General features: G+C 41.5%; 17 protein-coding genes. 13 read left to right on the top strand and 4 right to left on the bottom strand.

Annotated elements, in window-relative coordinates:
* Positions 1 to 385: 385 nt before the first annotated feature.
* The 6 genes from KB235_RS15465 (at position 386) to KB235_RS15440 (ending at position 4,448) form a co-directional block, all read left to right on the top strand.
* A complete protein-coding gene (locus tag KB235_RS15465) occupies positions 386 to 1,168 on the top strand; it encodes a ParA family protein (protein ID WP_147538812.1) in 783 nt (260 codons plus the stop codon).
* Positions 1,165 to 1,848, top strand: coding sequence for a hypothetical protein (locus KB235_RS15460; protein ID WP_024127809.1), 684 nt, complete (start codon positions 1,165 to 1,167; stop codon positions 1,846 to 1,848). Before KB235_RS15465 ends, KB235_RS15460 begins: the two co-directional genes overlap by 4 nt.
* The gene (locus tag KB235_RS15455) at positions 1,845 to 2,621 is read left to right on the top strand and encodes a ParA family protein (protein ID WP_211781044.1); all 777 of its coding nucleotides are present in this window, start codon (positions 1,845 to 1,847) and stop codon (positions 2,619 to 2,621) included. Before KB235_RS15460 ends, KB235_RS15455 begins: the two co-directional genes overlap by 4 nt.
* On the top strand, positions 2,618 to 3,421 hold the full coding sequence (locus KB235_RS15450) for a hypothetical protein (RefSeq protein ID WP_211781043.1): 804 nt from the start codon (positions 2,618 to 2,620) through the stop codon (positions 3,419 to 3,421). The genes KB235_RS15455 and KB235_RS15450 overlap by 4 nt, the downstream gene beginning before the upstream one ends.
* A gap of 86 nt (positions 3,422 to 3,507) precedes the next feature.
* Entirely contained in the window at positions 3,508 to 4,065 is a 558-nt protein-coding gene (locus KB235_RS15445) for a DUF6036 family nucleotidyltransferase (RefSeq protein ID WP_211781042.1), read from the top strand.
* A 32-nt stretch (positions 4,066 to 4,097) separates the two neighbouring features.
* Entirely contained in the window at positions 4,098 to 4,448 is a 351-nt protein-coding gene (locus tag KB235_RS15440) for a hypothetical protein (RefSeq protein WP_211781041.1), read from the top strand.
* Between the two features lie 306 nt (positions 4,449 to 4,754).
* On the opposite strand, the gene KB235_RS15435 is transcribed toward KB235_RS15440, so the two are convergent.
* From KB235_RS15435 to KB235_RS15420, 4 genes are all read right to left on the bottom strand, one after another.
* Complete coding sequence (locus KB235_RS15435; protein ID WP_211781099.1) at positions 4,755 to 5,501, bottom strand: hypothetical protein; 747 nt, start codon at positions 5,499 to 5,501, stop codon at positions 4,755 to 4,757.
* A 210-nt stretch (positions 5,502 to 5,711) separates the two neighbouring features.
* Positions 5,712 to 6,254 (bottom strand): TlpA family protein disulfide reductase, encoded by a 543-nt coding sequence (locus tag KB235_RS15430; protein WP_211781098.1) that lies wholly within the window; start codon positions 6,252 to 6,254, stop codon positions 5,712 to 5,714.
* A 17-nt stretch (positions 6,255 to 6,271) separates the two neighbouring features.
* Positions 6,272 to 6,811, bottom strand: coding sequence for a MauE/DoxX family redox-associated membrane protein (locus KB235_RS15425; RefSeq protein ID WP_211781097.1), 540 nt, complete (start codon positions 6,809 to 6,811; stop codon positions 6,272 to 6,274).
* Positions 6,804 to 8,480 carry an ATP-binding cassette domain-containing protein gene (locus tag KB235_RS15420; protein ID WP_211781096.1) on the bottom strand — a complete coding sequence of 559 codons (1,677 nt, stop codon included), beginning with the start codon at positions 8,478 to 8,480 and terminating at the stop codon, positions 6,804 to 6,806. The genes KB235_RS15425 and KB235_RS15420 overlap by 8 nt, the downstream gene beginning before the upstream one ends.
* Positions 8,481 to 8,727: 247 nt before the next feature.
* Between KB235_RS15420 and KB235_RS15415 the strand changes: the two genes are divergently transcribed.
* The 7 genes from KB235_RS15415 (at position 8,728) to KB235_RS15385 (ending at position 17,038) form a co-directional block, all read left to right on the top strand.
* Positions 8,728 to 9,285, top strand: a complete 558-nt coding sequence (locus tag KB235_RS15415; protein ID WP_211781095.1) for a redoxin domain-containing protein — start codon at positions 8,728 to 8,730, stop codon at positions 9,283 to 9,285.
* A gap of 514 nt (positions 9,286 to 9,799) precedes the next feature.
* Entirely contained in the window at positions 9,800 to 10,498 is a 699-nt protein-coding gene (locus KB235_RS15410; protein ID WP_211781094.1) for an ABC transporter ATP-binding protein, read from the top strand.
* On the top strand, positions 10,491 to 13,721 hold the full coding sequence (locus KB235_RS15405) for an ABC transporter permease (RefSeq protein ID WP_211781093.1): 3,231 nt from the start codon (positions 10,491 to 10,493) through the stop codon (positions 13,719 to 13,721). The genes KB235_RS15410 and KB235_RS15405 overlap by 8 nt, the downstream gene beginning before the upstream one ends.
* Before the next feature lie 107 nt (positions 13,722 to 13,828).
* Entirely contained in the window at positions 13,829 to 14,872 is a 1,044-nt protein-coding gene (locus tag KB235_RS15400) for a hypothetical protein (RefSeq protein WP_211781092.1), read from the top strand.
* Positions 14,873 to 15,355: 483 nt separating this feature from the next.
* A complete protein-coding gene (locus KB235_RS15395; RefSeq protein WP_211781091.1) occupies positions 15,356 to 15,691 on the top strand; it encodes a helix-turn-helix domain-containing protein in 336 nt (111 codons plus the stop codon).
* Entirely contained in the window at positions 15,688 to 16,431 is a 744-nt protein-coding gene (locus KB235_RS15390) for an ImmA/IrrE family metallo-endopeptidase (protein ID WP_211781090.1), read from the top strand. Before KB235_RS15395 ends, KB235_RS15390 begins: the two co-directional genes overlap by 4 nt.
* A complete protein-coding gene (locus KB235_RS15385; protein WP_211781089.1) occupies positions 16,424 to 17,038 on the top strand; it encodes a hypothetical protein in 615 nt (204 codons plus the stop codon). The genes KB235_RS15390 and KB235_RS15385 overlap by 8 nt, the downstream gene beginning before the upstream one ends.
* Positions 17,039 to 17,421 lie beyond the last annotated feature (383 nt).

Below are 17,421 nucleotides of genomic sequence, written 5' to 3'. Positions count from 1 at the left end.
TTTCCATGTTCGATGTTTTTAACTTTAAATATGTATGGCCAGAAACTGTATGCTCCTTTAGTATCCATATATCCTGATAAGGGCTTAGCTCAAGTTGCTATGTTTTATTCATTCATTAATTTCAAATTCGAAGACTATAACCCAAGGTTGTAGTCTTTTTTCTATTTCAAATAGTAAAACACTCTTGAGATGAGAGTCGAAAGTATACATTTCGACGTCGAAATGTATACAAATCAGATGGTAAATTTAAGAGTATAAAACACGTATACAAACTATTTTTTAATTTGTATACAAATTATTTATTTAAATATGTCAGTTGTTCATTATTTTTAGTTGTTCCATAAAACAGACTGTGGCATCATAAGAACTAGAAAGGGGAGAGGACATGAACATATTAACGTTTTACATTTCGAAAGGTGGATCGGGTAAAACCACCTGTTCCTTGAACATGGCCTATGCATTAGGAGAGTTAGGGGAACGTGTTCTTCTCATTGATTTAGATCCCCAGGGTTCTCTTAGCAAACTAATGTTAAAAGAATCCGATACGATTAAATACATGACTATGTTTGATGTACATACACGAAATTTAGATATCAAAGATATTCTATTTGATGACGAAACGTATCATGTCAGTCTTCTTCCTTCAAATGAACGAAATGCAAGGTTAATCAACTTACTCTCTGAGCAAGATAAGCTTTTCCTATTAAAAGACATGATTGCACCGCTCGAAGATGAATTTGATTGGGTCATCTTAGATTCAGTTCCTTCGATCAACGAACTCTCAAAAGTTGTCTTGTCGACTGCCAATACGACCATTATTCCATTTATGCCGAAAAAGCTTGTCTTTGATCAGCTAGGAAGTACCATTCGCACCGTACAAAAGGTGAAAAAGTTCTATAATCCTAATTTAGAGATTGCCGGGGTCTTGCCTGTGGCGATGGACCATACGTTAAAAGCCGATAAAGAATACTTCGAAGCAATGGAACAAATTGCGTTGACTGAATCGTTGCCTATTTTACCTGTCATCAAACGATCGACATTTATTGAAAAAGCAGCGGATAGCGGAAAAAGTGTCATTCAATACCGCTCCAAAGAATCAAAGCAGTTATCTGAACCGTTTCGAGAGTTGGCACACATGATCCGAACAGCCAGAGGTGATTCTGTATGAAGGCCAGAAATCGTAACATTCATAAAATCAAACCGAGTGAGCAACACCCTTATCAGAGCGGTTTAACGAATATCAGTTCACTGGTTCAAAAGCTGCCGATTTCAAAGGAAGTTGAAGACCTCGTTCATGAAATCAATGAACTCGCCAAAGTACAAACCATTTCCGTATTTGAAATTGGCAAACGTCTAGTGATCGCCCGTTCTGAGATGCATGATAAAAAAGAGTGGGGGACGTTTTTAGAAGCGGTCTCCATGTCCGCCTCACTTGCCTCACGATATATAAAAGCCTATGAGACGCTGCATCCGCTCGAGGCATCGCTAACAAGTCTACCAGCATCCAAAATTTTTGAACTCATGTATCTCGATAATGTCGATGAGGTCGTCGAGCATGGCCTATATATTAATGGTGAAAGAAGACAAGTAGAAGAACTCACAGTCAAACAGATCCGTGATCTTCGAAAAGGGAACACTCATACACCCCTTAAAGTGAAACCTTTTCAGCAAGAGAAAAAGTCATCTTCGATCTTGTCCGCGCGTATTCCAAGCGATCTTTCGGAACAATTTCAACAGTATGCCCATGCACATAATCGTAGTGTCAGTGAGTTACTAGCTGAAATGATTGAACGAACTGTATCAGACAATATAATTGAAGCCACAGATGAACAAGGAGAACAGTCATGAAGAAAATCGCATTGTACAATCGTAAAGGTGGAGTTGGAAAATCAACGACAACCATCAATTTAGCTCATGCCTACGCACGGGATGGCTTACGTGTACTCGTGATTGATGCCGATGATCAGGCGTCTTCAACGAATGGATTAGGTCTGACGAACGACTATGAAGGGAAAGTGCTATTGGATTGTCTACTCGAAGAGAACGATCCATTTTATACACCGATTGAACAAGTCATCGTCACTTGTGAATATGAGACTGGAACGATTTACTTAGTTCCGACAAGACGGTCTGCTTCACCGAGTGATTTAACGAGTCAAATTGGTTATGAGTACCGACTCAGTGAAGAGTTGGCCAAACTAGATGAACTATTTGATATTTGTTTAATTGATTGTCCTGGTTCGACGTCAGCGTTGAATCCTTATGCGCGCTGCGCTCTTGTCGCACAAAATCGAATTATCATGCCTGTACAAATGCAAAAGTTTTCGATGGATGCGGTATACTCAGCTCCTGAAGAGTTAGAAGAAATGAAACGATTCCGAGAAGATATTCATATCGCAGCGTTTATCCCGACAATGGTCAGTGCACGTTCTAAAGGGGATACGACGACGGTAGAAGAACTTGAGGAACTCGGGAAAGAGGTCGGGATTCCTGTCCTTACAACAATCCCGTATGCAGTTAAGGTGCAAACCCTACAACGGGAATCTAGACCTGTGATCGATCATAAAAGTCCTGCAACGGATGCTTATTTACAACTTGCCCAGGAGGTACTTTCTTTATGAGTCGCCCTCGTAAAAAACATACACCAAAAATTTCGACATTCAGTGCCAGTTTACCGGTGAAACAAGGAACACAATCTAGCGAAGACCGTACCGATCAAGTGGAAGCGGTCAAAGAATTTTCTGCAATGACGACTATCACGAATCCGTATCAGTCCTTACCAGCAACCGGACTTTCTCGTATTATCACAAAAAAACTGCCCGAGGATATGGACGGAATTGTTCAGTATTACAACCACATAGATGCGATTCAAGCGACTAGTTTTGTCGAAAAATGTCGTATACTTGCACACGCAAATAGTCTGTTCCGTGACCCTGAGACGAAGAAAGAGTTCAAACAAGAAGAAGGCAATTGGAAAGACTTCTTAGCCAAAATTGGCATGTCACATTCTCAAGTGAATCGATTTGTCTCATTTTGGAATACATTTGGTCCGAACATCTTGGAGAAGACGCTCGAGCAGGATTTTAGCGCGACGAAACTTGCTGAGTTATTGTCGTGGCCAGAAGATCCAAAACTCGCGCTACTCGAGAATAAGAAGTACTACACAGCTTCAGGAGACAAGACGGTGTACGAGATGACACGTGAAGAACTCCGTGAAGTGAAACGGATGTTGATTGAGCGTCAGGAACAACGTGTGCTCGAAGTCGAAACTAAATCTGTGAAACCAATGCGTGTACAGATTCGTTTTGCTGATTTGACAGATCCTTTATACGTCGGATTAACTCAAGCCGCGCAAAAAGAACACGTGTCAGAAGATGAGATTATCCGGCGGGCTCTCAGTGCCTATTTAAATACGAATTAAATTCAGAGATGTGAAATACATTATGGCCCACGAAGAGTCCTAACATACCGGATCAGAGTGGGTCATTTTCATTAGGAGGGACATACATGACTTACTCCAATCAATATAAAGACGTTGAGAGTATTATCGATACCTTGCTCGTTCTTGATACGTTTTGCGCCTCAAGAGACATCGAAGTCGAGTTTGTCGTGGTTGGCGCTTCAGGGATTCTTCTCTTCATTGAAATGATGAATAAAGAGGCCGAGTATCGTCCGACGCGAGATATTGATATTCGTGTGACGGAGGGTGTTGTGACACCTGAATTGAAAGAAGCACTTCATGAATACGAAATTGAAATTGTCGAAGGGGTGATTCAGTTCCCACCTCGTGAAGACTTTAGAGAAAATGAATTCCGTCATAAGATTGAAGGTCTGTTCGAGGCGATTGATGTGTATATCCCTGACATTGAACTCTTAGCATGTACCAAGATCTTTTCTTCTCGTCAAAAGGATTTAGAGGACCTCGAAAAGACGAACCTATTGGAACTTTGCGATAAAGACAAACTTCTCGAACTTGTAGAAGAATACAAGGGTAACATGACGTGGGACGATCCATTTTGTAACGTACACGACTTGAGTCGAATTTTTCAGGAAAAGGGTATATAATTAATCAAAAGAACAGTAGAGGAGGGTGACCGATGACAAACAAGTTAAATGTACTGCTACAAAGCGAGCTAGCGGATGAACTGAATCGCATGCAGACAGGCGGGACAAGCTATCGCTTAGAGACCGCTCAATTGGCCCTTGAATTAAGTCGTCATGTATCGGTCCCTGAATCGCTACGTCATCGAGAAGTGGCACGTCAGTACGTGAGAGCTGTCTCAATGGATTTACAGGAAGATCGCGCGGAAGATGTGGCTAAAATGCTTAGTATGGCAGCGCGACGTGCCTACAGTAGTCCCGAAAGTTCGTTCTCGTTAGATATGAAAGTGAAATTAGAAGAAAAACGTAACCGATATAAATCTTACGGATTGCGAGCGAAATCCTAATTTCACGCGTTCACTTTAATCAATAGTTGTTTAGAGTGAGCTTGTATAAAAAGAAAAGGTACCTACCTCATTTCGATGAAAATGAAGTAGGTACCTTTTCGGCTTGTAAGTAGCTCTTTATGACATTAGTGTTTGGTTTAGACAGCCTACTAGGTCGATTAGCATTTAGCTATTGAGGTTCAATGTTTGAGCCTACATGCTTTGAAAAACAAAAAGACTTAGGAACCGATAAATAAATTAAGCATGATAATAGCAATGTAATTTATAGTTATGTTGTGATATTGATGACGAAATTAACCAATAGAATTAAAAATGCCGATATCGTTTTGCCTTCTTTATTGTTTTAGAAAATGATTTCACTGAATTTGGTGAAGGACTATCTTGATTATTCTCTTGTATAAGTAAAGTCAGATGTATCTCATCAAGAATTTTGCATAATTCATGTCTTAATTCACGTTTTGAATATACAGAAATATTACGGATACTGCGATAGATTAAAATACTAATAAGTATTAAAACAAATAACAGAATGAAGAAAGTAAACCAAACATTCTTATTTTCTAATGAAGAAAAAGTGAACCAAGAAACAAACAAAGTGAGTATGAATGAGTACAGTTGAAGGTCAACTGATAAAAAAGAATATTTTTTTACGGTATCTTCTTTTATTAAAGTAGTAAGTACTTGCAATTCATTAGAACGACGAATACTATATTCGGTCTTAAGAAATTCAAGATACATCTTATAAGATTGGTTTTGTCTTTCTTGAACATGGCGAACCATTAAAACATCCAGCCCTCGATCAAATTTTCTAATGTAAGAAATGTTTATAAGTAGGAGTACAAAAATAGCTAAAGTAGCAAGAATTCTTATTATCCCGGTAAAAATAAACTCAATGATGAATGGACAAATACTTAGTAAAACAAAAGCACCTATAGATATGAAATAGGTTTTATAAACTTTGCTGTTCTTAAAATGAGAGAATGACGCTTCTTTTTGTTTTGAAAAATCTTTTGCGAATCTAAGGTAATGTTCAATTAATGAATTGATCTTCATAGCAATAACTACTCCTTCAAATGATTTCTATCTATTAATTGTAGTCGAATCAATGCTTATTTTATCTAATTTAGTTACAAACCCAAAGCGTTTACGAATAATTAAATGATGTAAAACGAGAAATTAGTAATAAACATCTCCTCGAACATCCAAAAATATTACTTGATAGTAAACCAAAGTCCCCGATTGATCATGATCGGGGACTTCTATTTAGCTGGCTGCGTTAGATTTTTCGCTGAGCAATTGATTATAGAGTTGGTTTACGTGAATCAGTTGTTGGATTGATTTGATTTTCTCATCTTCGATAATACATGCAGTAGGTGTTGCCTGTACAAAATAGATCGAAGGTAAATTTGATGACCGAATGTAGGCTACATTGTGCGGTAATCGCTCACGTACAGATGTATCATTTCCAACCTCATCATTGTTTACAATTAGGATGTTCAAATCATAGTGAGTAGAGATTTTAGGCAAGTCTTCAAGAATATTCTTACATGTAGGGCATAGAGTGTTAATGAAAAGGATTAGCGTATTTTTCTTTGAAAAGAGTTCTTTTGAAACGATACGTTTACGATTCACATCAAACACTCGGAAAGGTGGAGCTTCTTCACCAACTGAAACTCCTTTAAGGCGCAAACCATTGATTGTTTGAATTTGATTTAAGAAGTTGCGATTATATTTCAACATGTAATAAAGAACTGCAGTTACCCCTAATAAAAGTACAAGTGTGATAGATAATAGAATCTCAGTCATTTTCGTGTCTCCCTTAATTATGATTTAGCTTTGATAAGTAGCTTATTAAGCAATAGTCGTTGTGCTTGTAACTCTGTAACCATGTCGCTGATCAGTACCGTAATTATGGCGATGATTCCACTGAAAGCCAGGTATGGAATCGTTGGGATATTAAATTCGCTAAAGGCAATCAAAAGTGCAGTGAAAATGAGAATTGCATTGCGGTAAATATGGTTGATGCTTAAACGGTCTTTTTCTAAGACGCCTCCACACCCACAAGAAATTTCGGTATTTCCAACATAAAGATTAATACCGATCCCGATCATAAATATCGACATGAGTATCGTAAACATTAGGCCGTCCACGACGTTAAAGTTTAAAGAAACCAATCTAAACGAAAGGTAAAACTCAAGTAACGTTGCAATGATCGCGAATGGCTTGATGATTTTTTTGTGTAACAATCGGTACGCTTCAATTTTTACGAAAGTTTTTTTCAAATCTTTCACTTTATCCCATGCAGATAGGAAAAGCACTATCCCTAATATAAAAGAGATTACTATGATTGATATGTCAGGCATTTTTAACCACTCCGTTCTCATTGTTCAAATAACTTAATTGGTTGTTATACATTCTTGCATATGTACCGTTCAATTTTTTCAATTCTTCATGTGTTCCTTCTTCAATGATTCGCCCCCCTTCAAGAATAATGATACGATCAGCCATCATTGCGACATTCACGCGATGAGTGATAAATAGGACGGCAGGATCAATCACTTCGTTTAAAATTCTTTTCATGATTTGATATTCACTATCCGGATCGAGAGAGGCAGTCGGTTCATCTAACACAAGTAAATCACTCGGCTTATACAAAGCTCGAGCAATGGCAGTCCGTTGCCATTGGCCACCTGATAGTTCGTTCCCTTCTTGAAATAACAAACCTAAATCACTTTTGTAATGCTTAGAAAAAGAAGTATAGATGTGGTCCATGCTGACTAATTCAGATACTCGATCTAAACGGGTATTATCTTCGTGCTGCTCCTGATAACTCCCCAGGTTGAAAGCAAGAGAAAGATCATATTTATTAAAATCCTGAAAGAGCACGCTACAGCGTTGCCAGTAAGTTTGTAAGTTGACGTCCTCAAGTGAATATTTGTTATTCAGTATTACACTTCCTTCAGTCTCATACATTCCGAGCAAACATTTAATTAAGGTGGATTTTCCGGCGCCATTACTTCCCATGACGGCTATTCTTGTACCGCTTTGGATTTTTAAAGAGATAGAGTCGAGGATGTCGATAGTTGATGCTGGATAGCGGTAAGTTAAATCTCTAATCTCTAAAGTTTGAATACTATCGACTTCGCAAAGTTCTCTATTGTTTTTAGAGTTTAAAATGAATGACTCTTCCTCAAAGTCTTTAAAATCTTGGACCGAGAGTGTGGACTCATGAAGGCTAGATACTGTTGATGCAAAAGAAGGTATCATTCCTTGTAAGTTTTGAATCGCTTGAATCACAGCTGCCATGCTTCCAATCCCGAGTACACCTGTAGCAATCAATGAGATGGAAAGGGACCCCGACAGTAAAAAAGCGATGGCCACAATGATGTTAGATAAAATTAAAATCTTACTTTGGTGCAGGTGGAGTGCTATAACTTTACTTGCATTAGAGTTGAATAATACCGACCACTTTGTAAATAGAGTTTTTTGTAGACTATTCAATTTAATGTCTTTAACAAACTCTTTTTTAAACATCATCATTTCAAAGTAATTTAGTTTTCTGTTTTCTTCAGATAGGTCAAAGTTTAAATTGTAGCGATTCTTCCCATTACGCACTTCAAGTAGTAGTAGAGGGATCGTCATAAAAAGAATAATCCATAGAAATCTCGAATCTAGGTTGATTAAAAACAAAGACAATGTGCTAAGTGAAGTGATGGCTTGAATGAGAGTCAAATTGACCTCTACTACTGATAGGACCTGAGATTGGCCCGATATCATACGCAAAACTTTATTTTGAAATTCTGATTGCTCATATTTTGAGTATGGAATCACGTCGGTTAGCTTGAATATATTTTGCTTAATGTACTGTTCAAATTTAAAGGCGATTTTTTTAGTGATGACGTTATTGGAAATGTTCATCGCATACATCAGTAAGTTCAAAACTGAAATAACAAGTAAGATATAAAATATTTGTTTGAATTCTACGCTAACATTTAGCGCTTCAGCAATTTCATTAAAAAGCCGCTCGGTCATGAAAACAACTGTGACAGGAATTAAACCGAGGAGAATTTTAAAGATTATTTGTAATGAGACGAGGAACTTGCTTGATCGCCAAACAGACATGTAGCAAAAAAATACAGTGTGAAAGTAGTTCCTGATATTAACCAATATAAAAATCCCTTCTTTTCTTTTATTTGGATAAAATAGTTGACCGTAACCTAATTACATAATATTATAATAACTGTAGATTGTAAATATTCTGAAAAAGGATGTAATTTATGTGTCTTTAATAAATTCTCTACTTTTGCTCTTCATTGCCATTTTGATTTCATACCTTTTAGTTCAGTTAATGCAATGGAGTAACTTGTTTGATAAATGGTTAGATCAAATTTCTAAAAAAGAAGATCCGTCTTTTGGGAATGATACTGAGGGATTACTAGAAGTTGTAGAAACACTGCCGCAATTTACGGTAAGCGACATATCTGGCCAGTTAATAGGAATACAGGAACTTATTGATAACAAAAAAACACTTTTAATTTTTTTAAACGAGGAATGTGAATTTTGTGGTTCAAACTTTGAACACTTTTCTCAACTAATAAATAACTACAAGGGTAAGAAAAATATTCAAGTTTTATTTCAAAGTAATCAAAAAGAAACTGCACGGAACTTTTATGACGTGTACGATGGAAAGTTCTCGGTTCACTTATATAAAAAAGAAGTGATTAGTGAAGTTGGGATCAATTTCTTCCCAGCATATTTAATAGTTGATCCTACTCACAGTATTGACTTGATAACTCACAATCCTATTCAAGTGGCTCACTCTTTAAATTTTGACTAAAGAATAAAACTACTAATGAAAGGAGGTGGATCAAAATGAAATATATTCCATGTTCACTAGCGTCAGCTAAAGCTACTCGCTATTACTGTGGATACAACAGTGACTGTTTCCGCATGTTTAAAACGAATGCAAAAATCAAGGAAGTTTATGACACGCGTGACGGTTCTACATGCAGCACTTCAGTATACGCATGTCCTTGTTAATCTAAGTACAAACTACATAGGATAACTTGGATCACAAAAGACTGGCATCTTAATTAGAAAGCCAGTCTTTTGCATAATATTAAATAATACGTTGAGGTGACGACTATGAACTTCATTCCATGTGGTACAGCTTCTTTTTTAGCGACTCGGTATTACTGTGGCTATGATAAAACATGTAATGATTTATATAAATCTAGAGCGAAAATTAAAGAAATTTATGATACTCGAGATGGGACCATTTGTAGTCTAAATAGCGTGGCTTGTCCTTGCTAATGTGATAAATAAAACAAAATTGAAAAGGATAGATTAATATGAGTGACTTAATATGTATTGATGTGACTAAACAGTTTCAAGGAGAGGGGATTTCAACTTTAGCTCTTGATTCAGTATCGATTACATTTCGTGAAGGATCATTCGTTTCTATTACTGGTCAATCTGGTTCAGGAAAATCAACATTACTGAGTTTGGTTGGGACATTGGACGTTCCAACAAGCGGTCAAATTCTTTATGGTGATTTACCTATTAAAAACATGAAAAAAGATGAGTTGGCTGATTTTCGTTTTGATAAGATTGGTTTTATATTTCAGCAATTTCACCTTATTCCTACATTGACCGCTTTGGAAAATGTCATGGCACCAATTTTTAATCGGAAAGTTGAATATGATAAAAAATTACGAGCTCAAGAGTTACTTAAACGTGTAGGTTTGTTAGATAAACTTGATGCATTACCATCTCAGCTATCAGGAGGTCAACAGCAGCGAGTTGCCGTTGCACGCGCACTGATCCAAGAGCCTGATTGGTTGCTCGCAGATGAGCCAACCGGGAATCTCGATTCTGAGACGGGCGAAGTCATCTTCGAGCTGTTACGAGAGTTGAACCGGGAGAAGGGGTGTGGCGTCATCTGTGTGACCCACGACCCGAGTATCGCCGAGCGAGCGGATGTACAGATTCGAATGAAGGATGGCGCGGTCATCGAGGTGATCGACACAAGGGTGACGGGACATGCTTAAGTTCATCTGGAACTCGTGGTGGCGCAACAAAGAACGCTTCATCCTGCTCCTCGTCGGTGTTTTGATCGTCAGTACCGGATTGTCCTATCTCGTCGGGCTCACTGAGTCGAACAAGGGCACGGTCGTATCCGAGCTCGAGAAACGGTGGAAATCCTCTTATCACATCGTCGTCCGGCCGCCGGGCACGCGGAGCGTGACCGAGGAGTTGGACCTCCTCGAGCCGAACTATATGAGTGGACTTCAGGGAGGCATCACACTCGAACAATATGAACAAATCAAACAGATCAGTGATATCGAGGTCGCGGCACCGATCGCGATGATCGGGTCATACGACTATTACACGGAAGTCGGAGAGTTCGAATTGGATGAGACGGCCGTGTACCGTGTCAACTTCAAAGAAGAGACGAATACGGGAGCCCGGGTCGAGACAGACACCTCGACAACATATTTTCTTGGGAATTGGAGACCGATGGATGCCGATCCGAACTATGGGATGGCCCCGGTCCCGACTGGTACGACGTTCCGTCCTTCCTTTGGGTCGAACTTCATGATTGCCGGGGTCGATCCGAAAGCCGAGTCGGAACTTGTCGGTCTCGATCAAGCAATCGTCGGTGGTGCTGATATCAGTCGCTATTTGCCCGAGGGAGAAGCAGAGATCTCTCCAGAAGGAGCTGTACAAGTTCCGGCCATCATCAGCACGGATATGTTCGTGGATGCGAAGATGTCATTTGAATTGGAAAAGATCGATCTTCCTTTCAAAGGAGAAAGTGCACAGGAAATCGCAGAAAAGATACGTGATTCAGGCGGAGAATCGTACCTGAAGACCTTGTCCGGCGAAAAAATCGATCAAATCAATCCGGTGTCGACGGGAGATCTACATCAAGAGCTCATCGATCAGTTTATGGCGGGACAAGGTTTTCAGTTGAGTGAGGACTTCACTTCATACAATTTTTTGGCGATGCGTCCTTCGTCTTTAAACTATGAGACCGTCACCAGCCCGTTCGCGGACCGTTGGCCGTTCGCCTATCAGGTAAAACCATATGAGGTGCCTGAGGATAGTCTATATCCCTATAAGCAGTTGTATCGTCCGCTCAACATGTTCGGGGAGACGAGTGCCGATTGGCCGAAAGTGAAACTCGACTATATCGGGGTCTTCGACCCGGGCAAGCTCGACATGGCCCGCGATCCGCTCACCGATCTGCCGATGGAGACATATTTCCCGGCCAGGGCCGACTGGGTCATCGACGCGAACGACGAGCCGGTCAACCCGGTGAAGGAGATGTTGCCGCTCAACAACGACCGCGGCTTCCTCACACGCCCGCCACTCGTCCTGACGACGCTCGAGGCGGCAGCGGCCATCCTCGGTGACGAGCCGATCTCGGCGATCCGGGTCAACGTGAGCGGGGTCGACGAGCTGAACGAGGCGAGTGAGGCGAAACTGCAAGCTGTCGCCAAAGAGATCGAGGAGATGACCGGGCTTATCACCGACGTCACGCTCGGGTCGTCCCCGCAGATGGCGTTGACGTATTTGCCAGGTCTCAAAGAAGGAGAGGCGCTCGGCTGGGTCCAACAGCCGTGGGTCCGCTTAGGTTCCTCGTTCACCATCTTCGAGGAGACGAAAATGGGCATGGGTGGCGTCATCGCGAGCGTCATCCTTGTCGCGATTTTGTACGTGTTCACGTCGAACGTGATCATGTTGTACGCCCGGAAGAAAGAGTTCGCCGTCCTCCTCTCGCTTGGCTGGGGACCGAGACAACTGTCTCGTCTCCTCTTGATCGAGGCGATCCTGCTCGGTGGTGTCGTCGCCCTCATCGCGTGGTCGATCTTGGGTGCGTTCCTACTCGCCGGTGACACGGCGACGACCGGGCTTCGTGTCGTCTTGATCGGGTTTGGGGGACTCGGGATTTATGTGTTGGGGTCGCTCGTGCCGATGATGATGATCCGACAAATCAAACCGTATGAGGCGCTGCGCTCCGGGGCGACGACGCGCGGGTTACGGCTCGTCAGGTCCGAGGGTGTGCTCGGGATGGCGTTCAACCAGCTCGTGACTCAGTGGAAACGGACGCTTTTGACACTGCTCGCAATAGCGGTGCCGACGAGTTTGTTCATGTTCTTCCTGTTCGTCTCGGTCCGCCTGCAAGGCGTCATGTTCACCTCGCTTCTCGGGGAGTATGTCGCCCTCGAGGTCGGGACGATGCACTATGTCGCCATGGGCGTATCGCTCCTCATCGCCGTCCTGACGACGACGGAGGTCATGTGGCAGAACATCAACGAACGAAGAAGTGAAATCGCCATCCTCAAGGCGACCGGCTGGCGCTCGGCGAACGTGCGCCGTCTCGTGCTCGTCGAAGGCGGATTGCTCGGACTCTTGGCCGGTCTACTCGGCATGGTCGTCGCGGGTGTGCTCGTCTGGAACGTATATGGGTCGCTTCCGCTCACCGAGGTGCTCTTCCTCACGGCGACACTACTCGTTCCCGTACTGACGGGCCTGGTCGGAGCATTACTCCCGGCCCAGATGGCCGTTAGCGTCTTGCCCTACCAGGCGATGCGTGGGACGCAGGTGAACACGAAACGGACGGAGCATCGCTTCAAATGGATCCTTGGGACCGTCGCAGGAGGTCTCGGCGCAGCCGTCTTGACCTTGTTCTTCTTCGCGCTCCCAGAAGGAGAAAAGGAACCAGTGCAACGTGAAGTGACCGAAGTGCAGGGCACGAAAGGGGAGAAGCTGGGCGACCTCGATTCCGACTCGAAGAATCCAGAATCTTCACCGGCGTCCTTGAAGACGGGTGCGGTTGAGGCACGCGGTAGCAAGGCGTATCGGTACTATGAATATGATAATCCGACTTACCGTGATGAACTCGTCAGCATCGAGAAAATCGTCCCGACGCCTGATGAGGTCGCCCCGGCTAAGCCAGGACACAAATTGGTTTCGGTAGCGGTAAGAGGTAGCACCCCTGAAGCTGGAACGGATTCAGACGGAGGCATCATTAAATACTATCCGCCGGGCTATAAGTTGCTCGATGATCAGGGAGAAGAGTATAAAGTCAAAACGTTCACGGTGGTCGAACGAGGAGGGTGGGAACACAACTCCTGGTTACGTGTCCCGTCCACCTCATTGGTTACGTTGACCTATGAGATTCCGGAAGAGGCTAAACGTGCTGCGCTCCTCGTGAGCGGAGAGATTGTCGGAGGAGACTACGTGATCGCCTTCGATATCAACTAAATAAAGTCACAGTAGAATTGAAACGTGTTCGAAGCATCGATGATTGCTTCGAGCACGTTTTATTATCGATACGAAAGCTCGAGGGATTAAGAGTTGGGAGGTACTAAATGACAAAACATAATGAAAATCATGTCGGATGCTTTCATTTAAAGTGGGACTTGAATCATCAAACAATTATTTCTTCAAATGCTAGATGGCTCAGTGGAATTAAAGAAATGCGAAATCAGCGATATGAGGTTGAAATCAGTAGTATGTCAATGCATAAGTCAAATGAAAAAATTACACTTGAAATGACGCTCGTCACGCCATCGCTTCGGGAAGTAAAACTTTTAAGTGTGTTTAACATAGTAGACGTTGAGGGTGGCGTTGTTACTTTAATTGAAAAAAAATTTGATGTAAGAAGAAGTTCGAATATAGAAGTACATACTCAAAACCTTAAAGGAGAATTTGTTGAGAAGATAATAGATTTAAGTCATCAGTTGATAACGTTCTTCTCGAAGAAATGGGCATGGAACAAAAATGAAAGTGTTATTGTGAAAATTTATGATGACTATCAAAGCTGCTCGTTCTCTGTGCCGGACATTGCTGTCTACGGATGGTATGAATATCGAGAACCTATAAAAATCTCATTTCCAACATATCTTGAAAAGACAGAGCACTTAGAATTTGCACAAGCTGTGTTGAAGCATGAATTTGCACATCAAGTGTTGTCTGAATTAACCAATGATAATGCAGCCCTCTTTTTACAAGAAGGATTCGCTTTGTATAATGAAAATCTAATAGATTTGAATGCAAACGGCATAGTAGAGAAGGAACTAAGTTTAGAAATGTTTATTTCAAAAATATTGGCAGAGACACCCGATCGGTTGACGTTACAAGAAGTCATAGACTTGGAATATACATCTGGACTAGTCATCTATCATCAGGGGCTTTTATGGACAAGATTTTTAATTGAAGCATTTCCAAAACGTCATTTTCATGATCTGCTGAGACGATTAAGCAATCAAGAATATATGGATTGTCGAACGGCACAAAAATACAATCGAAATAATCATCTCAATTTTGACGTGATTACTGAGATATATGGTGAGGCGGATGTCCTTAATAAAAAATTTCTAGACTATTATTCGACGAACGTAAAGATAACTTGAAAGATGCCTTACTTCTTACTAACGTTGGAAGTAGGGCATCTTTCAAGTTAATTATTATGTGATACCTCAGACTCATATAATTCGTTCTCGAACACTAATTGTCCGGAAGAAGGAGCTCCTCCAAATGAAGTGCGAGATTCTTCTCTTCCTATTTATTCTTACGTCGCCTGCGTGCCTTTAATCTAATGTTGACACTCAAGTTTTTCAGGCATCCTTCCCAATTAAACAGTGGTTTTTAAGTTACCATCAACGAATTATGAGTCCGTTCGTTGAATGAAGGGGTGTTTAACCATTCAGTTTAAAAGAAAGAATGTCGATACACAGCTAATAATAGGTTCACTTCATCAATACAATTCAAAAGATTAGTTTTTGTAGAAAATATAAGTAAAACAATTTTCTTGAAACGAAAGTCTACAAATTTAATATATAAATTTGTAGACTTTACTCGAAAGCGCTATAATTACATCAAAGGAAGGTGTCATCATGAACTCAAATACAATCATCGTGAATAATATAAGATTATGGCTACAGGATAATCAAAAGTCTCAGCAATGGTTGGCCCAAGAAATCGGGGTCAGCAAGGCATTGGTCGGTCATATGTTGAATGAGAGCCGTGTCATCCAACCACAACGTATCGTTGCGATTGCTAAGGCATTAGGTGTATCGGTCAACGAATTGACAACTGATGCTTCAATGAGAGAAGAGCGCATGACAGTCGAGTTGCGCGGGACCCTTTCAAATCGTCGATCCAAAATGGAACTTGAACGCCTTAAATTTTCAATAGAAGATTACGTCGGTTTGAAGAGTGATTTACGATGAAGCCATCTACAAAATTTGCGGAAGATACTGCAGAGGCGTTTGCATCCGATTTTTTAGAGCAAGTCATTGACAGTCACGTCTTTATTGGCGCTTACATTGAGCAGGTATTGGCCAAACGTGCGAACCTCATCTTTCAATATGTCGAGGACGACTCATATTACGGCGTCGCGATCAAGCATATGTCAGGAGAAGAATTCATCGCATTGAACTCCTACCAACCGCTGCGCATGCGTTACTTTACCGCGGCTCATGAACTATGGCACTTGTCTGAAGCAAGCGAGTGGCAAGTCGATGGATTCGATCACGAAAGGGCAGCCGATCGATTCGCCGCTGCGATCATGTTGCCGAAGAGTACGACAAAAGAAGTCTGGGAAAAGCTGAGGGATGGATATGATACGAAGTCTGCCATCATCTATTTGGCAGATATGGCCCAAGTGCCATACGTATCGGTTGTAAGACGACTCCGAGAGCTCAATTATCGATTCACTGACTTAAGTGAACAGGAATCCGATTGGCGCGAGGAACGAAGCAGACTAGGGATTGCCCCGAGTCCACTGGATCAAGCTCAACGCTTCGAATCATTTCCAGCCTATGAACAAGTAGTCGTCAAAGCAGTAGAAGAAGATCGAATGACACGGTTGAGCGCCGCCAATAAACTCTCTGTCTATCGACCTGAGTTGGCTCAAGCGTTACAGGAAGATGAAATCAGTCGTCTTCAAAAGGACACTGCCCATGATTAAGGAGCCGGTGTTCATCGATGCGAACATCATCATTCATGCGGCAAGTTTTCGACAAGCCGATGTTTTCGATTGGATCAATAGTCTCTATAAACAAGTCCTTATCTATGTAGAGGTATTGAATGAACTGAAGACATCTTCGGTAAGAGAAAGGGTCGACACGTTCATCCATGATGGGAAGTGGGTGCTATTCGATCCTGAATCGGAAGCATCGATCGCGACGGATGAACTATATGACCTTTATCTCGTTTATCTGACGGAAGTTCGCCTGGCATTCCAACAACTGGATGAAAAGAAAAAAAGAGAAGGTCGGCCACTCAAACATACGAGTGACTTGGGCGAAATGCATAGTCTTGCTGCCGCGAGATTGATGAGCGCTGGGTTGATATGTAGCGATGACGCGGATATTCGAGAGGTCATCACAGATGCTGAATTGTACATCGTAAACCAAGAGGAACAGGAAACACTCATACGTCAGCATACCCTCCTAGACTTTTGTATACATTTGAAGCGATATGAAGTCGTGAAGAGGGGCCAGATTCGAAAGTTTTTCAAGACGATTCGTCCTCATGATTTAACTGTATTCGATCAACACATTGATAAGATCTGAATACGATGTTGTATCATCAGGACAAAAAGCACCCAATCTGCGTCAACTTGTGACGTAGATTGGGTGCTTTTTTATGTGTTACTAAAAGAAGAAAACACATGTTTTTGTTTTACAGGATCAATGATACACGTTACTCTTTCCTAGGTTTAGAAATCGGATCCGGAAAAGTAAAGAGTCTTTTCGTTCATTTTTGATGGGTATCGAGAAATATGTATATTTCTCGTGTGAAAATTGATATTGAGAGATCAAAGCATGAGTGATTTTTCTAAAAACAATTGTAGTAAGTTCCCTCTACTAGCTATACAATTTTGACGTGTTTTGCTATGTTTGATGTAATAGAACCCACCACGCCTCTTTAAAATGCGGACCACGGTGGGTCATTT

Origin of the sequence: Exiguobacterium alkaliphilum, from assembly GCF_018138125.1 — a bacterium.
GTDB lineage: Bacteria > Bacillota > Bacilli > Exiguobacteriales > Exiguobacteriaceae > Exiguobacterium > Exiguobacterium alkaliphilum.
Note: the sequence above shows the minus strand (reverse complement) of the source record. Positions and strands in the feature narration are given on the sequence as shown.

Excerpts from the sequence above, each read along its gene's own strand:
- KB235_RS15390 (WP_211781090.1), top strand. The coding sequence starts at position 15,688 with ATGAAGCCATCTACAAAATTTGCGGAAGATACTGCAGAGGCGTTTGCA.
- KB235_RS15425 (WP_211781097.1), bottom strand. The coding sequence starts at position 6,811 with ATGCCTGACATATCAATCATAGTAATCTCTTTTATATTAGGGATAGTG.
- KB235_RS15435 (WP_211781099.1), bottom strand. The coding sequence starts at position 5,501 with ATGAAGATCAATTCATTAATTGAACATTACCTTAGATTCGCAAAAGAT.
- KB235_RS15465 (WP_147538812.1), top strand. The coding sequence starts at position 386 with ATGAACATATTAACGTTTTACATTTCGAAAGGTGGATCGGGTAAAACC.
- KB235_RS15400 (WP_211781092.1), top strand. The coding sequence starts at position 13,829 with ATGACAAAACATAATGAAAATCATGTCGGATGCTTTCATTTAAAGTGG.
- KB235_RS15440 (WP_211781041.1), top strand. The coding sequence starts at position 4,098 with ATGACAAACAAGTTAAATGTACTGCTACAAAGCGAGCTAGCGGATGAA.
- KB235_RS15430 (WP_211781098.1), bottom strand. The coding sequence starts at position 6,254 with ATGACTGAGATTCTATTATCTATCACACTTGTACTTTTATTAGGGGTA.
- KB235_RS15420 (WP_211781096.1), bottom strand. The coding sequence starts at position 8,480 with ATGACCGAGCGGCTTTTTAATGAAATTGCTGAAGCGCTAAATGTTAGC.
- KB235_RS15450 (WP_211781043.1), top strand. The coding sequence starts at position 2,618 with ATGAGTCGCCCTCGTAAAAAACATACACCAAAAATTTCGACATTCAGT.
- KB235_RS15410 (WP_211781094.1), top strand. The coding sequence starts at position 9,800 with ATGAGTGACTTAATATGTATTGATGTGACTAAACAGTTTCAAGGAGAG.
- KB235_RS15395 (WP_211781091.1), top strand. The coding sequence starts at position 15,356 with ATGAACTCAAATACAATCATCGTGAATAATATAAGATTATGGCTACAG.
- KB235_RS15385 (WP_211781089.1), top strand. The coding sequence starts at position 16,424 with ATGATTAAGGAGCCGGTGTTCATCGATGCGAACATCATCATTCATGCG.
- KB235_RS15455 (WP_211781044.1), top strand. The coding sequence starts at position 1,845 with ATGAAGAAAATCGCATTGTACAATCGTAAAGGTGGAGTTGGAAAATCA.
- KB235_RS15405 (WP_211781093.1), top strand. The coding sequence starts at position 10,491 with ATGCTTAAGTTCATCTGGAACTCGTGGTGGCGCAACAAAGAACGCTTC.
- KB235_RS15445 (WP_211781042.1), top strand. The coding sequence starts at position 3,508 with ATGACTTACTCCAATCAATATAAAGACGTTGAGAGTATTATCGATACC.
- KB235_RS15460 (WP_024127809.1), top strand. The coding sequence starts at position 1,165 with ATGAAGGCCAGAAATCGTAACATTCATAAAATCAAACCGAGTGAGCAA.